The following is a 16,178-nucleotide window of genomic DNA, read 5'->3' as shown; positions in this document are numbered from 1 at the left end:
AAACGTTAACAAATTGAATAGGTCTATTTTTTTTTATTTATAGGCATATTGTGCTGTAAAACTAAGCTTTATCCGGTTTTGAAATTAAAAATTCTTTAGTACCTTCATTGCATTAGTTATCATTTACCTAATATTTAAACAATGAATACTCAGAAAGTTGCCGACAAATTCATCAAACTTTGGCGCGAAGATAGAGTAGAGGAAGCCATTCAGGAGTTGTATGCAAAAGACATGAATAGACCTCAATTCTTATTGACCAGAAGAAGAAAAGGAATAAAAAAAATATTCAACAAATCCATGCGTAACATGATGCATGTTGAAGAATTTCATGATACAGTAATCTCAGATCCTTTAATTATTGGAGATTATTTCTGTTTCAGGCTGCTAATGGAAATGACCATAGCCGATTTTGGACATAGCTCAGTAAGAGAGTCGTGGGTCTTCCAGGTGGAAGAAGGAAAGATTGTTTATGAGCGCTATTTCAATAATCCAGGGAAGAATCTAAACCTGATAAATATATAATTCTAGTAAACTATGGATTTACAGTTTTTTATATTTACATTTGTACTTTAATTATAATAAAAATACAATGCAAGAAGGAGTAGTAAAATTTTTTAATGAAACTAAAGGTTTCGGATTTATCGTACCAGCAAATGGCGACAGTGAAATCTTTGTTCATTCAACAGGTCTAATGGCCAGCATCCGTGAGAACGATAAAGTTAGTTACGATGTTGAAGAAGGCCGTAAAGGTCTTAATGCAGTTAATGTTCAGTTAGTCTAATAATTATCGCATTATAAATACCGAGCCGGCCTGTTTATTCAGGCCGGCTTTTTTGCGTACAAATATTTTCCTGCCACCCGCGTTCCTGTAGACTAATATTGGTATAGGATAGTAGGATTCAACTTGCATATTATCACGGGTTCCGGAGGGGCTATACATAGGGTTGACATAGATAAAACCTATGTCAACCCTATGAATAGCCCCTCCGGAACATTCGTTTATATGATCCCACACACGAAATAAACTATACTAATTATCTTGTTATCCTCAAAACAATTATTTATTTTAGGTAATAATGGATAAATTATTTACATAACTCATAAGAAAATGGCAAAATTAAAAGACGGAATGGACAATGGTTTTAGAGGTAAAATAGATGGTTTTGTAGTTTACGAACTCAATGGTCAGGTTATTAAACGTAAAATAGGAAAAAGATTAAAACCCGTTACCTTACCGGAATTGGCTAATCAGCAGAGCTTATCCCTAATCTCGGCATTATTAAAACCAGTGAAAGAATTTATTGAAATTGGATTTGAGCTGGAAGCTAAACTGGCACGTAAGAGCCAGCATAACATGGCCTGTTCCTATAATTATAAAAATGCTTTAACTGGTGTTTACCCTAATAAATATATTGACTATAGTAAAGTCTTATTTAGTAATGGAAAGATGCCTGCGACAAAGGATGTAAAAGCATACCTGATAAATCACGGTATAGAATTTACCTGGAATACTGATAATATTAGTAATGGGTTTAAACCAACAGATCGGGTATTGCTAATGGCCTATTTTCCGGAAAAAAAACAGGCTGTTTGTTCAATCATCGGTGCAAAAAGAAAAAAAGGCGTAGAGCAATTGATACTACCTTTAAGCAAAAAGCCGGTTATTATAGAAACGTATATCTCATTCATTGCCATAAACTACAAAAGTATATCTAATAGCATTTACACCGGGCAATTTATTTGGAATCCATCAGCGTAGAATTTATTAATCAAGATGGATTATGGCGAATTTAGTTGGGCAGATTTTAAAATAATATATATACTTTGAAAAGTAATGAGTATAAATAGCATATTTTATTTTGCAAATAAAATAACTTTTTCGTAATTTAATGTTAACCAAATATATCAACACTATTGATCGGATCATTAACATCTACAAGCATTGAACTTTTTACAGCGGGAAATATTACAAAAATTGAATTGTTTGATAGGTCTGATTAAAGACTTACCCACGATCTTGCGGCAAATTCATCAACAACCCATATCTGTTGATCATGAAACGTATTTATCGCAAAAAGAAGCAGCTTATGAGATTAATAGGGATCCACGCACCATCCGAAGATATGTATCCGAGGGTAAGCTTGCAGAAATAGAAAAAAATGGTTTTCCTTATTATAAATTGAGTGATCTTAAAAGATTCAAAAGACCCTAGTCACTGGATAGATTGCCCGGTTTCAATTCATTTGATAATTATTATTTTATACAGGAGCCCGGTTCAATATCGGGCTTTTTTCATTTGCGTTAAATAGTTAATTCCTGGATCATTCAGCATTTGTTATCGTCGTTTTTAAAAATGGCTAAGGACAAATGAGGACATTCAAGGCTTATAGTCATAACGTAGAAAAGTTACCAGAGGACAAGTGCGGACATGACTGTAAAGTCATTAGTTTATTGTTATTCAGCGTTTTATATTTGTTCTACAAGTTCAAAGCTACCGGTACGCAAATAACTTGAATGAACAGAATGTTTAACTTTAAATTTTAAATTATGGCAATTATTAAAGCCGGCCAGGTAGGCGATTTTTCTGGGAAAATCGGACAGGTCGTTGTCGCCGAATGGCGCGATCTAACAGTGGGACGCAGCACTCCCAAAAAATCATCAAAACCACCAACTCAGGATCAGGCTGGTCAACGGTCGATATTTCTTTCGGTGATTAAGTTTTTGAAGCTGATCAAACAAACAATTAATATCGGTTATGCAAAAACTGGAAACCTGAGTGCAATGAACGCAGCGGTTAAGTACCATTTAACCAATGCCATCACTGGTATTTCTCCTAACCAAACAATTGATTTCAGTAAAGTTGTGTTAAGTGTTGGTGATTTAAACAGTGTTCAGAATGCAGCCATTGTTGGCGTGACAGGAAATACCATGAACGTAACCTGGGAGCTGGATGAGATCGATCAGATCGGTTCCAGTCCGACGGATGATGTATACATGTTATTCTATAGTCCAACATTAGGCAGCACATTGACTGTTTCCAGCATAGGTGAAAGGAGCACACTTGCTGGACACGTGAAAATGCCGAGGGCTTTTATTGGTAGCAGTGTGCATGCATGGATGTTCCTGGTGGCAGTAGATGGTAAATCAGTGTCTAAAAGTATCTATTTAGGCTTGGAACCAGTTATAGCTTAATTTAATGAATCCCGGCAGGATGATGAAAACCCTGCCGGGTTTCTTCAAAATTCTCAATTAATTTATCGTAAAAATTATGGATACAATGATTTCAAAGGTAATACGTGCTAAAGTAGTACGGTTACCCGATACAACAATAAAGCAGAATAAGAGTGTTCCTGGAAAAAACCGATGGCAATTGATATGGCTATTGCTGATTTTGCTTTCAATCTGGTCGTTAGCACCTTTTGCCCTGCACAAAATAGATCAAACTGCTGCAGGTATTGACCAGACGATCTGGTTATTGATCATTTTAAGCCTGATTGCTTTCCTGCTTGTGACAGCCTTATGCTGGTGGTTATTAGAGCGGTTCTGGTTGATGGCAGGCTTACCGCAGTTTTCAACTTTGGTTTCACAATTTTATACTTTATCCCCATGGCAACAACTCGTTTTTTACTTATCCTCTTTTGCTTTACTCTTAGTAGCGGCTTCAGTATGTTTAGCGGGTATTTGTTAGGAGGACAAGGAATTGCAAATACTGTTGATGATACCAGTGAAAGCGCTTGCCGTTTAAGATTGGTAAGTATTGCTGAGCATGAACTGGGTGTCAGGGAAGGAAGTGGTCACAATGATGGCGAGCGGGTGGAAAGCTATTTGGCTTATGCAGGCTTAAAAAAAGGCGATCCCTGGTGTGCCGCTTTTATCTCCTGGATTTTCGCAAGGGAAGGTTTTGCCAAGCCGAGATCAGGATGGTCGCCGGATCTTTTTCCTTCTTCCAGATTAGCGCGTTCCGCACTGCCGGCAGATGTAATCGGTATTTATTTTGAAGATAAAAAGCGTATTGCACATGTAGGTTTAATCGAAAAGATAAAAGGCGACTGGTGTTTCAGTATCGAAGGGAACACCAATATATCCGGGAGTATTGAAGGTGATGGTGTATACCGGCGCCGCAGAATCTTAAAAACAATTCATAGTATCTCAGACTGGGTGAAAAATGGAAGGAGGGTGCCATGAAAATTTATGTGTTGTTTCTGTTGCTGATCCTTATATGTAGTACTTGTAGTTTATTGAAAAATACAAATCAAACTATTGATCATGCACGTCAGGATTTATCTGATCAGGTTAGCTGGAAAACGATAGAAGAGAAAAATTGGCGAAGCCGATTAAACCGGCTTACTTTTTCTGAAGACTCCAGTGACGATCATTATACGGTTAAGATTTGGCCCGAAGGTTTATTTAGTTATTCTCCGGCAAAAGGGTTTTCAGGAGCGGCTAAGCATGTAGAAATTGAAGGGAGAATTCAGAGCAAAGCTACTATAAAAGATATAGCAGAAGCAGCGCGGCAGGAAACAGAAAATGCAGGGATTGCCATTTCAGCATCAAACAAAAAAGTAACAGACCAGCAGATCAAAACGAAGGAAAGCACACCATCCTATAAATGGATAATTTCAGGAATAATACTCGCCCTGATATTAAGTTTTGTTGGTTATCAGTTTATAAAAAAATATAAAATTTAAGACAATGGAAAAGAAACGCTATAGTATTTGGGAATTAATGAAAAAAAGGCCTAAAGCCCCGAAAAAACCGAAATCTTTAAACCCACCAACCGAAGCACAGCTGATGCAGCGCGACAAATTCAGGGTGGTAGCAAAATTTGTGAAACATGCTAAAGAAATGACAACGATAGGATTCGAGGCCTGTAATTTCAAAAATATGACACCAGTCAATTTTTTAACAAGGTATATACTGATGGATGCAGTGATTGGGGAATATCCGGATTACCAGATCAATTATCCGAAAGTGCAGATAAGCAAAGGAAAGCTGGGTGATGTAATTGTCACTAAGGCAGTATTTTCATCAGAGGGTAACATCATACTGCTTTGGGAAGAATTTGAAACATATTTGCCGGAAACATGGGGAGATGATGAGCTATTTGTGTTTATTTATGATTCGGAAAAGAATCAATCTTACAGTTTTAAAAATGCGGCTAAACGCTCGGATTTAAAAATTGAATTAAAACTGCCATCAAATCACCATATTGAAAGTTTGCACGTCTGGATTTTCTTTAAATCCAAAGAGGGACGTAATACCTCCTGGAGTGAATATTTAAGTTTGGATAAAGAAGATTGATATGCTGGACAACTGTCCCCAAATTGAACTCTTCCAATTACTAAAACCAATTTTTTTTAACTTGTATCAACAGCCGCCCAGCTTCTTGGGCGGCTAAAAACCAGAAAATTGAGCATGTGTAGTTTAGTATCTTATTTAGCTTATGCGGAAGCACATAACATGGTGTTGAAATGTATGGATGGACTTATAATGTATCCGGTGATGGAAGAAACACCTATCCCGCATTATATTTATTTTATGCCCATGGACATCACCGATGTGGGAAGTTTAAGCAAGTTTTTAAATAGTCATTTCCTATATCTGCCAGGAACATTTTATGTATTGTATTTCCATCCTATCCGTTGGATTTTACCTGACCTTGGGGAGACCATAAGATCAATGCCATGTTTACCTGTTGGTTATGGGCAAAGCCGGATTTTGTTTCACATGAGTTGCGGGAGAATGACTTTCGATGTAACGCCAGACAAGACAATTAGGGAGGAAGAGAAGGAGACGGTATTTCGGGTGCCCTTATATTTAAAAGAAACCAGCTTTTTTATCAATGTAGTAGAGCTGCCGGACCATATGGGAACACCAAAGATCTTTGAGCAAATTGACTTTGAATTGTAGATTTAGTTATAGAATTATGTTTACAGCATATTATTATAATTATTTTAAAAATAAATTAGCAAATTATTCAGTTATTTCTTAATTTTACTCCCGGTTGGTGTTAGCGATAGTTAATACCTTTAGTTAATACAAAGGGGAGAGAATGGATGTTCTTCCCCTTTGTTGTTTTTTAAAAGATTTCGAGTGCTGCCCTGATCTGGGCATAAATCTCTGCCAGGTCCTGATCACTGATACAATAAGGAGGTAAAATATAGATGACATTTCCTAAAGGCCGCATCAAAATCCCCTTTTCTAAAAAGTAATCATATAACTGATTTCTTAAATCACTAAAATAAGAAGTACCGGATTCAGTTTGCCACTCAATTGCCAATATGGTTCCGGTTTGCCTTACATCTTTTACCCTGGGGTGAGTAGCAATCAACGCTGCAAATTCCTGGTGCCTGCTGCAGATCCTGTTGATCTTCTCCTGGGTTTCTTCCTGAAGTAAGAGCTCTAAGCTGGCCAAAGCTGCCGTACAGGATAAGGGGTTGGCCGTAAAGGAATGTCCGTGAAATAAGGTTTTCAATTTATCATCCGATAAAAATGCTTCGTAGATCTTTGCGGTACAAGTGGTTACGCCTAAAGGCATCGTTCCACCGGTTAAACCCTTTGAAAAACACATCAGGTCTGGCTTCACGGTAAGATGATCTGCTGCAAAGTTTCTCCCGGTACGGCCGAAACCTGTAAAAACTTCATCCTGGATCATCAATACAGCTTCCTGATTACAATGTTCCAGTAATTCGTTCAGTTCTGCTGCCCCATACATCAGCATACCTGCAGACCCCTGCACTAAAGGTTCATAAACAAAACAAGCCAGGTCGGTAGCATGTGACGAAATTAATGTTTTTAGCGCAGGCAGATTTTCTGGGTTAGGCGTATCTATAAAGATCACTTCAAACAATAAGGAGTCAAAAGGAGCAGTCCAGGCACTTCTGCCGCTAACAGACATCGCGCCGAAAGTATCTCCATGATAACCATTACGGAAAGCAAGTACTTTTTTCCGCGGAACACCTTTGTTAAACCAATATTGCAAACACATCTTTAAGGCTACTTCTACGGCAGTAGATCCATTATCGCTATAAAAGACTTTCTGCTGGTTATTCGGCAGGATTGCCAGCAGATTTTCTGCCAGTTCAATAGCAGGTTCATGAGTGAAACCGGCAAAGATCACCTGGTCGAGTTTTTTTAGCTGTGCAGACACCCTTTCTACAATATAAGGATGGGAGTGCCCATGTAAAGTTACCCACCAGGAAGAAACCGCATCGATGATCCTACGTTCATTTTCATCATATAGGTAACAACCCCCAGCCCGAATAATGGGTATAGGAGCCGAGGATTTAAGTTGTTGTGTATAAGGATGCCAGATACTGTTGCCGTCTCTTTCAGTTAAGGTCATGCGGTAACGTTTGGTTGTACGGTTTTTTCTTTTACCATAGGTTTTAATCCCAATACATCAAACATCTTGCGGTCGTCTTCTAATCTTGAATTAGGGGTAACCAGAAGTTCGTCAGTTTCACTGGTAAAGATAGAATTGGCTCCGGCCATAAAACACCAGCCTTGTTCTTCGGTAGTCATTTCTACGCGTCCGGCACTTAACCTCACCATAGAAGCTGGCATCAGTATCCTTGCGGTAGCGATCATCCTCACCATTTCCCATGAATCTATTTTAGGCAGATTTTCCAATGGGGTTCCTTTTACACGGGCCAAAGCATTCACCGGTACAGATTCCGGATGTTTAGGCAGGGTCGCTAACGTATGCAACATCTGGATGCGGTCTTCATGGGTTTCTCCCAATCCGATAATCCCGCCAGAGCAAACCGTAATCCCAGCTTTGCGCACATTGGTTAAGGTATCCAGACGGTCGTCAAAAGTACGGGTGCTGATGATCTCTTTATAATGGTCTTTAGAAGTATCCAGATTATGGTTATAAGCATAGAGTCCGGCTTCCTGCAAACGCTGGGCTTGTGATTCGGTAATCATCCCTAAAGTACAGCATACTTCCAGTCCCAGTTCGTTTACGCCTTCAACCATTTCCAGGATCGTATCGAAATCCCGGTTGTCGCGAACTTCACGCCAGGCAGCAGCCATACAGAAACGGGAAGAACCTGAATCTTTAGCTCGCTGTGCGATAGCTACCACATCTTCTTTAGACATTAAAGACTTCACCGTTATACCGGTATGGTAACGGGCAGCCTGCCCGCAATAAGAACAATCTTCAGGACATCCGCCTGTTTTAACAGATAATAAGGTACAAACCTGTACCTCATTTGGCTGGTGCCAGTTCCGGTGAACGGTTGCTGCCTGGTAAACCAGCTCCAGTAAGGGCTGATGATAAATGTTTTCTATTTCCTGGATGCTCCAGTCGTTGCGTACAGTACTCATATAATACGTGATTGATTTAAAAATTTAAAATTTGGTTAGGAGCAGAGGTAATACTTTCCTGATCAAGCAGGATAAAATCAGGCAGCTGGCTCCAGCTTGTTCCTACAGGCAACTGCTGAAGCAAAATGTCTTTGGTGTCATCCTGAAAATCGCCGTTTAAGACCAGGTGTTTTAATGGAATTTGATTTTGCCGGAGTACTTCGATGCTCATTAAAGTATGGTTGATACAACCGAGGTAGTTTCTGCTGACCAGTATGACCTCAGCTTCCAGTTGTTTGATCAGATCAATCATAAAAAAAGTATTGGAAATAGGAACAAAAACTCCACCGGCACCCTCGATCAATAACCGGTTATCTGTTTCAGGCAGAATAAAATCTTCCCGACGGATCTCTATTTGCTCTGCTTTGGCCGACTGATGCGGAGAGGCAGGCATCTGCAGACGAAAAGCTTCCGGATGGATTTTAGTAACCGGATTGCTGATCAGTTGTTTTACCTGATCGCTATCGGTGAAATGAAGATCTCCAGCCTGTATTGGTTTCCAATAATCGGCCTTTAATTGTTCGCATAAAACTGCAGAAACAATGGTTTTCCCAATGCCGGTGCCGATGCCGGTCACAAATAGCGGTTTAGTTTGCATGGTGATGATATTTGCTCAGCAGGTCTAAATGATGACAGAGTTCCAGGATCTCGTAATCGCTGTTATGGAGATGCACGCAAAGACGTAACCGTTCTGTGCCTCTAGGCACCGTGGGACTACGAACAGGATGGATGTCAAATCCTCTTTTTTGCAGTTCCCGGCTATACCTCAGTGTTTCATGGTTGCTTTTCAGGAATACACATTGTATGGCCGAAGGATTTGTTGTGCTGTGCAGTTGCTCCTGAGGAGGCATAAATTCCTTGAGGAGTGTTGACTTTTCCTGCAGGATGGCCCGATATTCAGGGTGTATCAATAAATGATGATAGGCTTGTTGTATGGTCAGCAGATGGGCGAAAGATGGAGCTGTACTATAAATAAAAGGCCTTGCAAAGTTAACGAGATAATCTCTCAGCAGTTCGGATCCCAATACGATGGCCCCATGTACACCCAAAGCCTTTCCAAAGGTGACCACCCGTGCAAAAACGGAATTGTGAATATGCAGCAGGTCCACCAGTCCCGTACCCAGCACACCAAAGGCGTGGGCCTCGTCAACGATTAAGTGAACCCCATGCTGCCGGCAAAGCTGCGCAATATGCAGCAGGTCGGCCAGATCACCGTCCATTGAATACACACTTTCTACGGCGACAAAACAATTACCGGTACTTTGTTTGATTTTATGTTCCAGGTCTTCCAGATCATTGTGCCTGAATTTAAAACGCCTGGCAAAACTAAGCCTTGCACCATCAATGACAGATGCATGGATATATTCATCATGAATGATGGTGTCTCCTTTTTGAGGGATACACGAAAATAAAGCAGTATTGGCCGCATAACCGGAATTAAAGATCAACCCGTTTTCTGCCTGGTGATAGGTAGCCAGTTCTTTTTCCAGTTCCTCTGCGAAGGCGCTGTTGCCGCTCAGCAGTCTCGACCCTGTAGCACCTAGCAAAGCTTGAGGATGTTTTTTTAGTTCCTCACTGATATTTTGCTGCAATTCAACCGAACGCGCAAAACCTAAATAATCATTAGAGCTGAAATCATATAAGTTATTTTTAGGCTGTAGGTTACGCCTTGTTCCCTCAGCTTCCCTGGCTTTGAGTTTCGACTGCATTGCGTTGATTGCCGAGTTATTCATTAGAGTGCAAGAGCTAAATCGTTGATCCAGTTTTTATATAGGGTGGTTTCGAGTGCAACAATATTTTCTGCGTGCATCTCCCAGTCTTCCGAAAAGTTTTTCAGCTGTGCGATCATTTCTTCCAGGTGTCCCTGTTCTTCAAGAATAATAGAACGTACACTCACCTTACTACCCGTACGGTTCAGTACATCCTGATAAATAGGGTATATTTCATCAGCTCTTACTTCAATAGCATAAGTCACTAAGAGGTAAGCCGCAAATTTCAAAGCTGTTCCGCTTAATTCCAGCTGATGACGTAAATAACGGCTGGTGATCAGATCGAGCTTGTTCAGATAATATTTACTGCTGTAAGGAGCCAGCAGGTAGTCCGGTTCGTAATTCGGATAACCAGTGCTGCTCAGTTTACCTATTTGTTTTTTTAAATAAAATGCGTGACGGTGTTCTTCGGCGGCATGTTTCAGCACCATATAGGTGGAAGTTTCCGGACGTTCATTGGCCGAGATCTTCCTGGCACCGATATTCTCCTGTAAGGAGAGGGTATTCAGGAAACGCGCATGGGTATCGTCATTGCTGACAATCTGTAAGAGCAACTGTTCTAATTCCATTATTATCGTGGTTTGCTCCAAAAATAGAAGCTTGCCGGATAGTTAAAGGATACCAGTTTTAAGTTTAGGAGTAGTCCGGTAAGAGGTGTGGTTTATAAAACATATAATTACAAAGATTTCAGGAGAATACCTTATTCTCCTGAAATATGATAATCTATTGACTTGTTTATAGCTGCATACATAAGTGTTAAATTAAACTGACTTACCATAAACAAATATTTTTGTGACACCAATACCTGTAGGTTGAGCAATTCCTGTTGTTAATAAGGATGCAATGTAACCTTGTAACTTTGTTGTTATCGAAACAGGTGTTATCGTATTATTATATATTGCTTGTATTACACATACGTCATCTCCATTCACACAGGTAAAATCGACGACTAATTCATAACTCGATGGTAGATTCCGATCCAGAGGGGCGCCTTTATATCTAAACCATCTTCTGACTACTGTTGGCATAATAAAGAGTCTTTTATCAATCAAAAGGACTAAAACTTTAATATCTGCTTACTCTATTCAAGGTTTTCAGCTTCTCCTTTAATCAATTCACTATTTAGAGTATCATTTCTATTCCTTATAAACATGAATTTTAATCAACTACTATTAATTGTCGATTTAGATTCTAAATAAAATTACATTATTCTAGTCTAATTTTAGTGGACAATGTGCTCATAATGAATATACTAAAGGAATATTTGAAGGCTAGAATACATATTTTTGTTTGGTTTTCAAAAAGGACAGAACTCTTAATTGTTTTAAAACTGTATCTTTCCGGGTAGTTTAAAATATTCAAGAATGACGCATGAGTAGTCCGGTTCAGATCCCATTTAAAAGTATAATTTATATCGATAGATTACTTGATCGTCCGGTGTATTTACAGATTGCACATCAGATGATCAATGCTATTCAGCGCGGGGTTTTGGTGGCAGGCGTACAGCTGCCAGGAACCCGGACCTTGTCGGAAGACTTGAGTGTTCATCGCAAAACGATCATTGCAGCTTATGATGAACTGGATGCTCAGGGGTGGACAGAGATCAGACCTAATAAGGGAACATTTGTGCAATATAAAATGCCACAGGAGCACATTTTGCTGGAACCAAACGATGAAAAGATCCTGACCAGCTATCCGATGAAAACAGGATTTAGTTTTAAGCAGAGTATCTTATTAGATGCATTGAGTGTGAATGTTCCTGCGCAACTGGAGTTTAATGATGGACTACCTGATATCAGACTGTTACCACTGGACCGTTTATCCAAAGTATATGGAGGGATTTTAAAGAGTAAAACCAATTATCGCCATTTCGGCTATTCCCACGTGGAAGGGAATGAGTATTTCCGGGAAACCCTCGCCTTATACCTGAACAATACCAGAGGACTGCATATTAACAAAAATAATATTTTGACAACCAGGGGAATCCATATGAGTATTTTTATGGCTTCCAGTATGCTAATTGAACCAGGCGATAAAGTGATAGTGGGCGATCCTAGTTATTATCTCGCCAATATGTGTTTTCAGCAATGCGGTGGTAAAATACTTTCCGTACCAGTAGATGAGGAAGGGATTTCTGTTGAGGCAATTCGGGAATTGTGTAAAAAACAAAAAATCCGTCTGTTGTATCTTACTCCACATCATCATTATCCTACCACTGTCACGATGAGCGCAGAGCGCAGGGTAGAACTTTTGCAATTGGCTTCCACTTATGGTTTCATCATTTTGGAAGACGATTATGATTATGATTTCCACTACAATGGAAATTCAGTACTGCCCTTAGCCAGTGCTGATACCAATGGTATGGTTGTTTATATAGGTTCCTTTTGTAAATCACTGGCTCCTGGTTTCCGCTCAGGTTACCTGATCGCCCCGGAAAACCTGATCCGCGAGATGGCCAAATTTCGCCGTTTGGTTGACCGCCAGGGAGACATGTTGATGGAACAGGCGCTGGCTGAGCTGCTGGAAGAAAAGGAAATTCAGCGCCATCTGAAAAAAGCAGTAAAAATCTATCAGGAGCGCAGGGATACCTTTACAGGTTTGCTGCAGCACCACTTGGGTAATGAGTTATCTTTTATTTCTCCTCCGGGAGGTCTGTCGGTCTGGACAAAATGGAATCCTCAATTAAACCTGATGCGGATCAGTAAAAATTGCCTAAAGCATAACCTGCATTTACCACAAGAATTGTTGTACCAGACAGACAATTTTACTGCAATGCGATTGGGATTTGGAAACCTAAGCCCTGCGGAGCTGGAGGAGGCTGTTGCTATTCTTACAAGTGCAGTGAAAGAAAGTATATAGCTATTTGAAAATCTGTTACCTATGACCTGTTTTTGAATGTTTTTTGTCTGTAAATTGATTGATAAGCTATTGATCAATTGAACAGCCAGCAAGTGTATGAAACTACAGGATGATTTCTTAAAACAACTTATTCTTGATATTGAAAGTTTTAGTGTATTCACAGAGGTAAAAAACACAGTAAATCAGCAAATTGAACTTTGGCCGGATCCATTGTTGTTGTCAAATTTGTCGGGCTGGGTGGGTGCACTCGTAGTAAGAACTATCCTGTCTAAATTAGCTGTTAATGAGCATCACGTATTCAGATGGCGACTGGAAAATAAATATATCCAATACTTACTTTTAGATTTTTATATCCCTGGCTGTATGCCCGAGACAATCGGTTTATCTAAAGTATTAGATAAAGTTGGAGGGGAGTTAATTGTCAGAAAATTATTTAAAAAAGGATTCTTTTTAAAGGCAGCATTAGGCCATGGTTCTTTTAATACAAAGAGTTTTGATAGAACGGCTGAATTTGATGATATTCTAAGTTTTCATCAGGAAACAAAAGCCGATCATGAAAAATGGATCCTGCAGAAAAAATTGAATCTGGACAAAGAATTCAGGGTACATACATTTGATAAAGAAGTAATTTCAGGCCTGACCTTTAAAATACAGGGTATTGATTCGGCAGGTAGTACGGAGGCAGAGGAATTTGTTAAAGGGCTTCTTGAAAAACTACCGGATACTATTTTTCAGGGTACTTTAATCGGGTGGGATATTGGCTTGACCGATCAACATCGATATTATGTAATTGAGGCGAACTTTACGGGATTTCATCCAGAATATTGTGCCGGATTTCAAACCAGTGGATATGTGGAAGACAATAATTTTGGGCCGATTGTATGCGCCTGGCTCAACCAATACTTTAACTATAAATTCCGGGTAGCTATTGTTTCTGTTGACGACAGTATGCTGTCATATTTTCCATTTCTGAGTGCATTTATGTTTTACAGTTCTATATTCAATAACAATCATATAGCAATTCTTAATAGGAAGGTAAAAGCTGAAAGAACCGCTATTATCTATTTTCCTGATATGACCAATACACTGATGATGAAGTTGATCACTTTTTTTCAAGTAGTGAATTTTGCGGAATATTATTATGTCATCACCAAAGAAAGGTTTGTGAAGGTGACCTGTAGTTTGTTTTTAGGGAATGACCATATTAAAGTTTGGGCAGAGGAATCATTATTCAAGAAAGATCAGTACCCGATAATTGAGCAATTTCGGGAAGAAAGAAGAAAGCAGATTTGCTGTTACCATGCGGTTAGGCAACTACATCCTGTAGAATATATTATTATATAATCTCTACGATGAAGCTGAGTCATGATTATTATAGTTATTACAATATTATCCTTTGGAAAAAGGGTGGAATCATCAGGCATTACGCAATGTATTTTTTGAGTTTCGAATTTCTGGATGAGGATTTTGATTATGTAATGTTCTTGAAATTTGACTTTCCGCATGCCTTTGATCATTTGAATATTAAAGAGTTGATCGCATCCATGGAAGCTATTTATAATAATACACCAAGGGCCTTTGTTATGATCACTCACAGAAAGGAATTGCCACTTTATATGGAGAGTCCAGATGAATTTATTTATTCTTTCAGCTCTGATTTTTATATATTTAGAAAGCTCATTGGAAGTTATGGTAGATCTGAATTCTTAAATAAATATTTACTTTTTGAACTATTGGATCAGATTTTTAAAGGGGCTTCAGGGTTTGATAAAATATTGGTCAGGCAGATTCCTATGCAGCCCGTTCAAATTCCTGCTTTGAAAATGGCCGATGTGATTATCCCACACAGAGGTGACAACGACTATCTAGACCATTTACTTTTCTTTTTACATCAGCTGACAGGAATTCATTCCTATATTGGAGTAGATCAGGAGGTGTCTGATGATTTATTAAGTTTCACCGAACATTATACCAAGGCCTCTTTTTATAGCTTCCATCCCCATCCCGCTGGGCCTTATGTGATACGTAACCGCCTCATTGAGGAGAGTAAAGGTAGTCTCTTATTTTTCCAGGATGCTGATGATATTCCCTGTGCGGACAGGTTTGAAAGAATAGCTGATTATATGGATAAAAATGAATGCCAGTTATGTGGCTCTCATGAGATTAAGCTGGATTACTTTGATAAAACTGTGAGGGCAATCCGTTATCCAAAAAATGTCATGGCAGCTTTGGAGAAAGGTGCCGGGCAATCCATATTACATCCTTCCTCTGCGATTACAAGGGCAGCATTCTATTTGAGTGGCCGGTTATCAGAAGAGAGAATCTTTGGGAACGATACCAAGTTTTTGCTGCATAGTTACTTCTTATTAAATAACATCCAAAACATTGATGAGTTCCTCTATATACGAAGGGTGCACCCCGGTTCTCTCACTACTTCACCTGCGACGAAGATAAGTTCTCCGCTTCGATATAACCTATTGTATCAATGGGCGACAGATTTTGAATTGGTAAAATCTGGCCTATTGAAATTAGAAAATTCCAGTTTAAATTATGAGCCCTCTAAACTTGATGTTGAGATAAAGAAAATAGAAGGCTTATAATTTTGTCATGGAGGGTCTTTTTAGGTTGGATATTGTAGCGAAAGAGAAAGTTATCATTTGATAGTATTTAAATTTAAAGTATTGTATTTCAGCATATAAAAGTGTTTAATATAATGTATATATTAACTACATGTCTGTGATACAACCCAGTCGCGGCCATCACCCAGGGCAGCACAAGGTGCACTATTTGTACAGTCCGAATTTGACGAGCAACTTGTACCCGTGTAAGTAAAAGTATGCGTATTGCCACTTGAATCGTCATAAACACAAGTGTAATGGCAAGTACCTGAAGTACCTCCGTCACTGATAACGATATCACGATAACTAAAGATCTGTCTGAGCTGATCACGTGTCAGTATTTTTTTTTCCTCTACTTCAAGGATTTCTGATTCAAGATTTTTCATAACATTTGGTTTGGCTTTTATTGTGTCTAGTTGAATTCATAAAGCCTAAGGCTTTTGCTTGAAATTACAAAATAAAATAAATGGTAATAATCCCAGATTACCCATAATCAAAAAACTAATATTAATGATATTTCAAAATTCTATATCGATTAATAAAATTTAATGGATTAATAGCT

At 39.0% G+C, this 16,178-nt stretch carries 18 protein-coding genes; 12 read left to right on the top strand and 6 right to left on the bottom strand.

Features of this window, described 5'->3' with window-relative positions; translation table 11 throughout:
- Positions 1–141: 141 nt before the first annotated feature.
- From GSQ84_RS22435 to GSQ84_RS22395, 9 genes are all read left to right on the top strand, one after another.
- On the top strand, positions 142–522 hold the full coding sequence (locus tag GSQ84_RS22435) for a SnoaL-like domain-containing protein (protein ID WP_158799609.1): 381 nt from the start codon (positions 142–144) through the stop codon (positions 520–522).
- 67 nt (positions 523–589) lie between these two features.
- Positions 590–781, top strand: coding sequence for a cold-shock protein (locus GSQ84_RS22430; protein WP_158799608.1), 192 nt, complete (start codon positions 590–592; stop codon positions 779–781).
- A 327-nt stretch (positions 782–1,108) separates the two neighbouring features.
- Positions 1,109–1,759, top strand: coding sequence for a DUF6266 family protein (locus tag GSQ84_RS22425; protein WP_158799607.1), 651 nt, complete (start codon positions 1,109–1,111; stop codon positions 1,757–1,759).
- Between the two features lie 788 nt (positions 1,760–2,547).
- On the top strand, positions 2,548–3,192 hold the full coding sequence (locus tag GSQ84_RS22420) for a DUF6266 family protein (protein ID WP_158799606.1): 645 nt from the start codon (positions 2,548–2,550) through the stop codon (positions 3,190–3,192).
- A 76-nt stretch (positions 3,193–3,268) separates the two neighbouring features.
- The gene (locus GSQ84_RS22415) at positions 3,269–3,688 is read left to right on the top strand and encodes a hypothetical protein (protein WP_216849012.1); all 420 of its coding nucleotides are present in this window, start codon (positions 3,269–3,271) and stop codon (positions 3,686–3,688) included.
- Entirely contained in the window at positions 3,682–4,185 is a 504-nt protein-coding gene (locus GSQ84_RS22410; protein WP_254070950.1) for a peptidoglycan-binding protein, read from the top strand. Before GSQ84_RS22415 ends, GSQ84_RS22410 begins: the two co-directional genes overlap by 7 nt.
- Positions 4,186–4,238: 53 nt before the next feature.
- Positions 4,239–4,688 carry a hypothetical protein gene (locus tag GSQ84_RS22405; protein WP_158799604.1) on the top strand — a complete coding sequence of 150 codons (450 nt, stop codon included), beginning with the start codon at positions 4,239–4,241 and terminating at the stop codon, positions 4,686–4,688.
- 4 nt (positions 4,689–4,692) lie between these two features.
- Positions 4,693–5,301: a DUF6266 family protein gene (locus GSQ84_RS22400; protein ID WP_158799603.1), complete on the top strand. Its 609-nt coding sequence runs from the start codon at positions 4,693–4,695 to the stop codon at positions 5,299–5,301.
- Positions 5,302–5,415: 114 nt separating this feature from the next.
- Entirely contained in the window at positions 5,416–5,910 is a 495-nt protein-coding gene (locus GSQ84_RS22395) for a hypothetical protein (RefSeq protein WP_158799602.1), read from the top strand.
- A 169-nt stretch (positions 5,911–6,079) separates the two neighbouring features.
- On the opposite strand, the gene bioA is transcribed toward GSQ84_RS22395, so the two are convergent.
- From bioA to GSQ84_RS22370, 5 genes are read right to left on the bottom strand one after another with little or no spacing between them, the layout of a single operon-like run.
- The gene (gene bioA / locus GSQ84_RS22390; RefSeq protein WP_158799601.1) at positions 6,080–7,345 is read right to left on the bottom strand and encodes an adenosylmethionine--8-amino-7-oxononanoate transaminase; all 1,266 of its coding nucleotides are present in this window, start codon (positions 7,343–7,345) and stop codon (positions 6,080–6,082) included.
- Positions 7,342–8,331 (bottom strand): biotin synthase BioB, encoded by a 990-nt coding sequence (gene bioB, locus GSQ84_RS22385; protein ID WP_158799600.1) that lies wholly within the window; start codon positions 8,329–8,331, stop codon positions 7,342–7,344. The genes bioA and bioB overlap by 4 nt, the downstream gene beginning before the upstream one ends.
- A gap of 16 nt (positions 8,332–8,347) precedes the next feature.
- Entirely contained in the window at positions 8,348–8,968 is a 621-nt protein-coding gene (gene bioD / locus GSQ84_RS22380) for a dethiobiotin synthase (RefSeq protein ID WP_158799599.1), read from the bottom strand.
- Positions 8,958–10,103, bottom strand: coding sequence for an 8-amino-7-oxononanoate synthase (locus tag GSQ84_RS22375; RefSeq protein ID WP_158799598.1), 1,146 nt, complete (start codon positions 10,101–10,103; stop codon positions 8,958–8,960). Before GSQ84_RS22375 ends, bioD begins: the two co-directional genes overlap by 11 nt.
- On the bottom strand, positions 10,103–10,708 hold the full coding sequence (locus GSQ84_RS22370) for a hypothetical protein (protein ID WP_158799597.1): 606 nt from the start codon (positions 10,706–10,708) through the stop codon (positions 10,103–10,105). Before GSQ84_RS22370 ends, GSQ84_RS22375 begins: the two co-directional genes overlap by 1 nt.
- 802 nt (positions 10,709–11,510) lie before the next feature.
- On the opposite strand from GSQ84_RS22370, the gene GSQ84_RS22365 reads away from it, so the two are divergent.
- From GSQ84_RS22365 to GSQ84_RS22355, 3 genes are all read left to right on the top strand, one after another.
- Complete coding sequence (locus tag GSQ84_RS22365) at positions 11,511–12,998, top strand: PLP-dependent aminotransferase family protein (RefSeq protein WP_158799596.1); 1,488 nt, start codon at positions 11,511–11,513, stop codon at positions 12,996–12,998.
- Positions 12,999–13,094: 96 nt separating this feature from the next.
- Positions 13,095–14,342: a hypothetical protein gene (locus GSQ84_RS22360; protein WP_158799595.1), complete on the top strand. Its 1,248-nt coding sequence runs from the start codon at positions 13,095–13,097 to the stop codon at positions 14,340–14,342.
- 8 nt (positions 14,343–14,350) lie between these two features.
- Entirely contained in the window at positions 14,351–15,598 is a 1,248-nt protein-coding gene (locus GSQ84_RS22355) for a glycosyltransferase family A protein (protein ID WP_158799594.1), read from the top strand.
- 122 nt (positions 15,599–15,720) lie between these two features.
- Here the strand turns inward: GSQ84_RS22355 and GSQ84_RS22350 are convergent, their stop codons facing one another.
- Entirely contained in the window at positions 15,721–16,002 is a 282-nt protein-coding gene (locus tag GSQ84_RS22350) for a hypothetical protein (RefSeq protein ID WP_158799593.1), read from the bottom strand.
- Between the last annotated feature and the right edge of the window lie 176 nt (positions 16,003–16,178).

The organism is Pedobacter sp. L105 (assembly GCF_009765875.1).
GTDB lineage: Bacteria > Bacteroidota > Bacteroidia > Sphingobacteriales > Sphingobacteriaceae > Pedobacter.
This window is presented reverse-complemented; position numbering and strand designations above follow the sequence as displayed.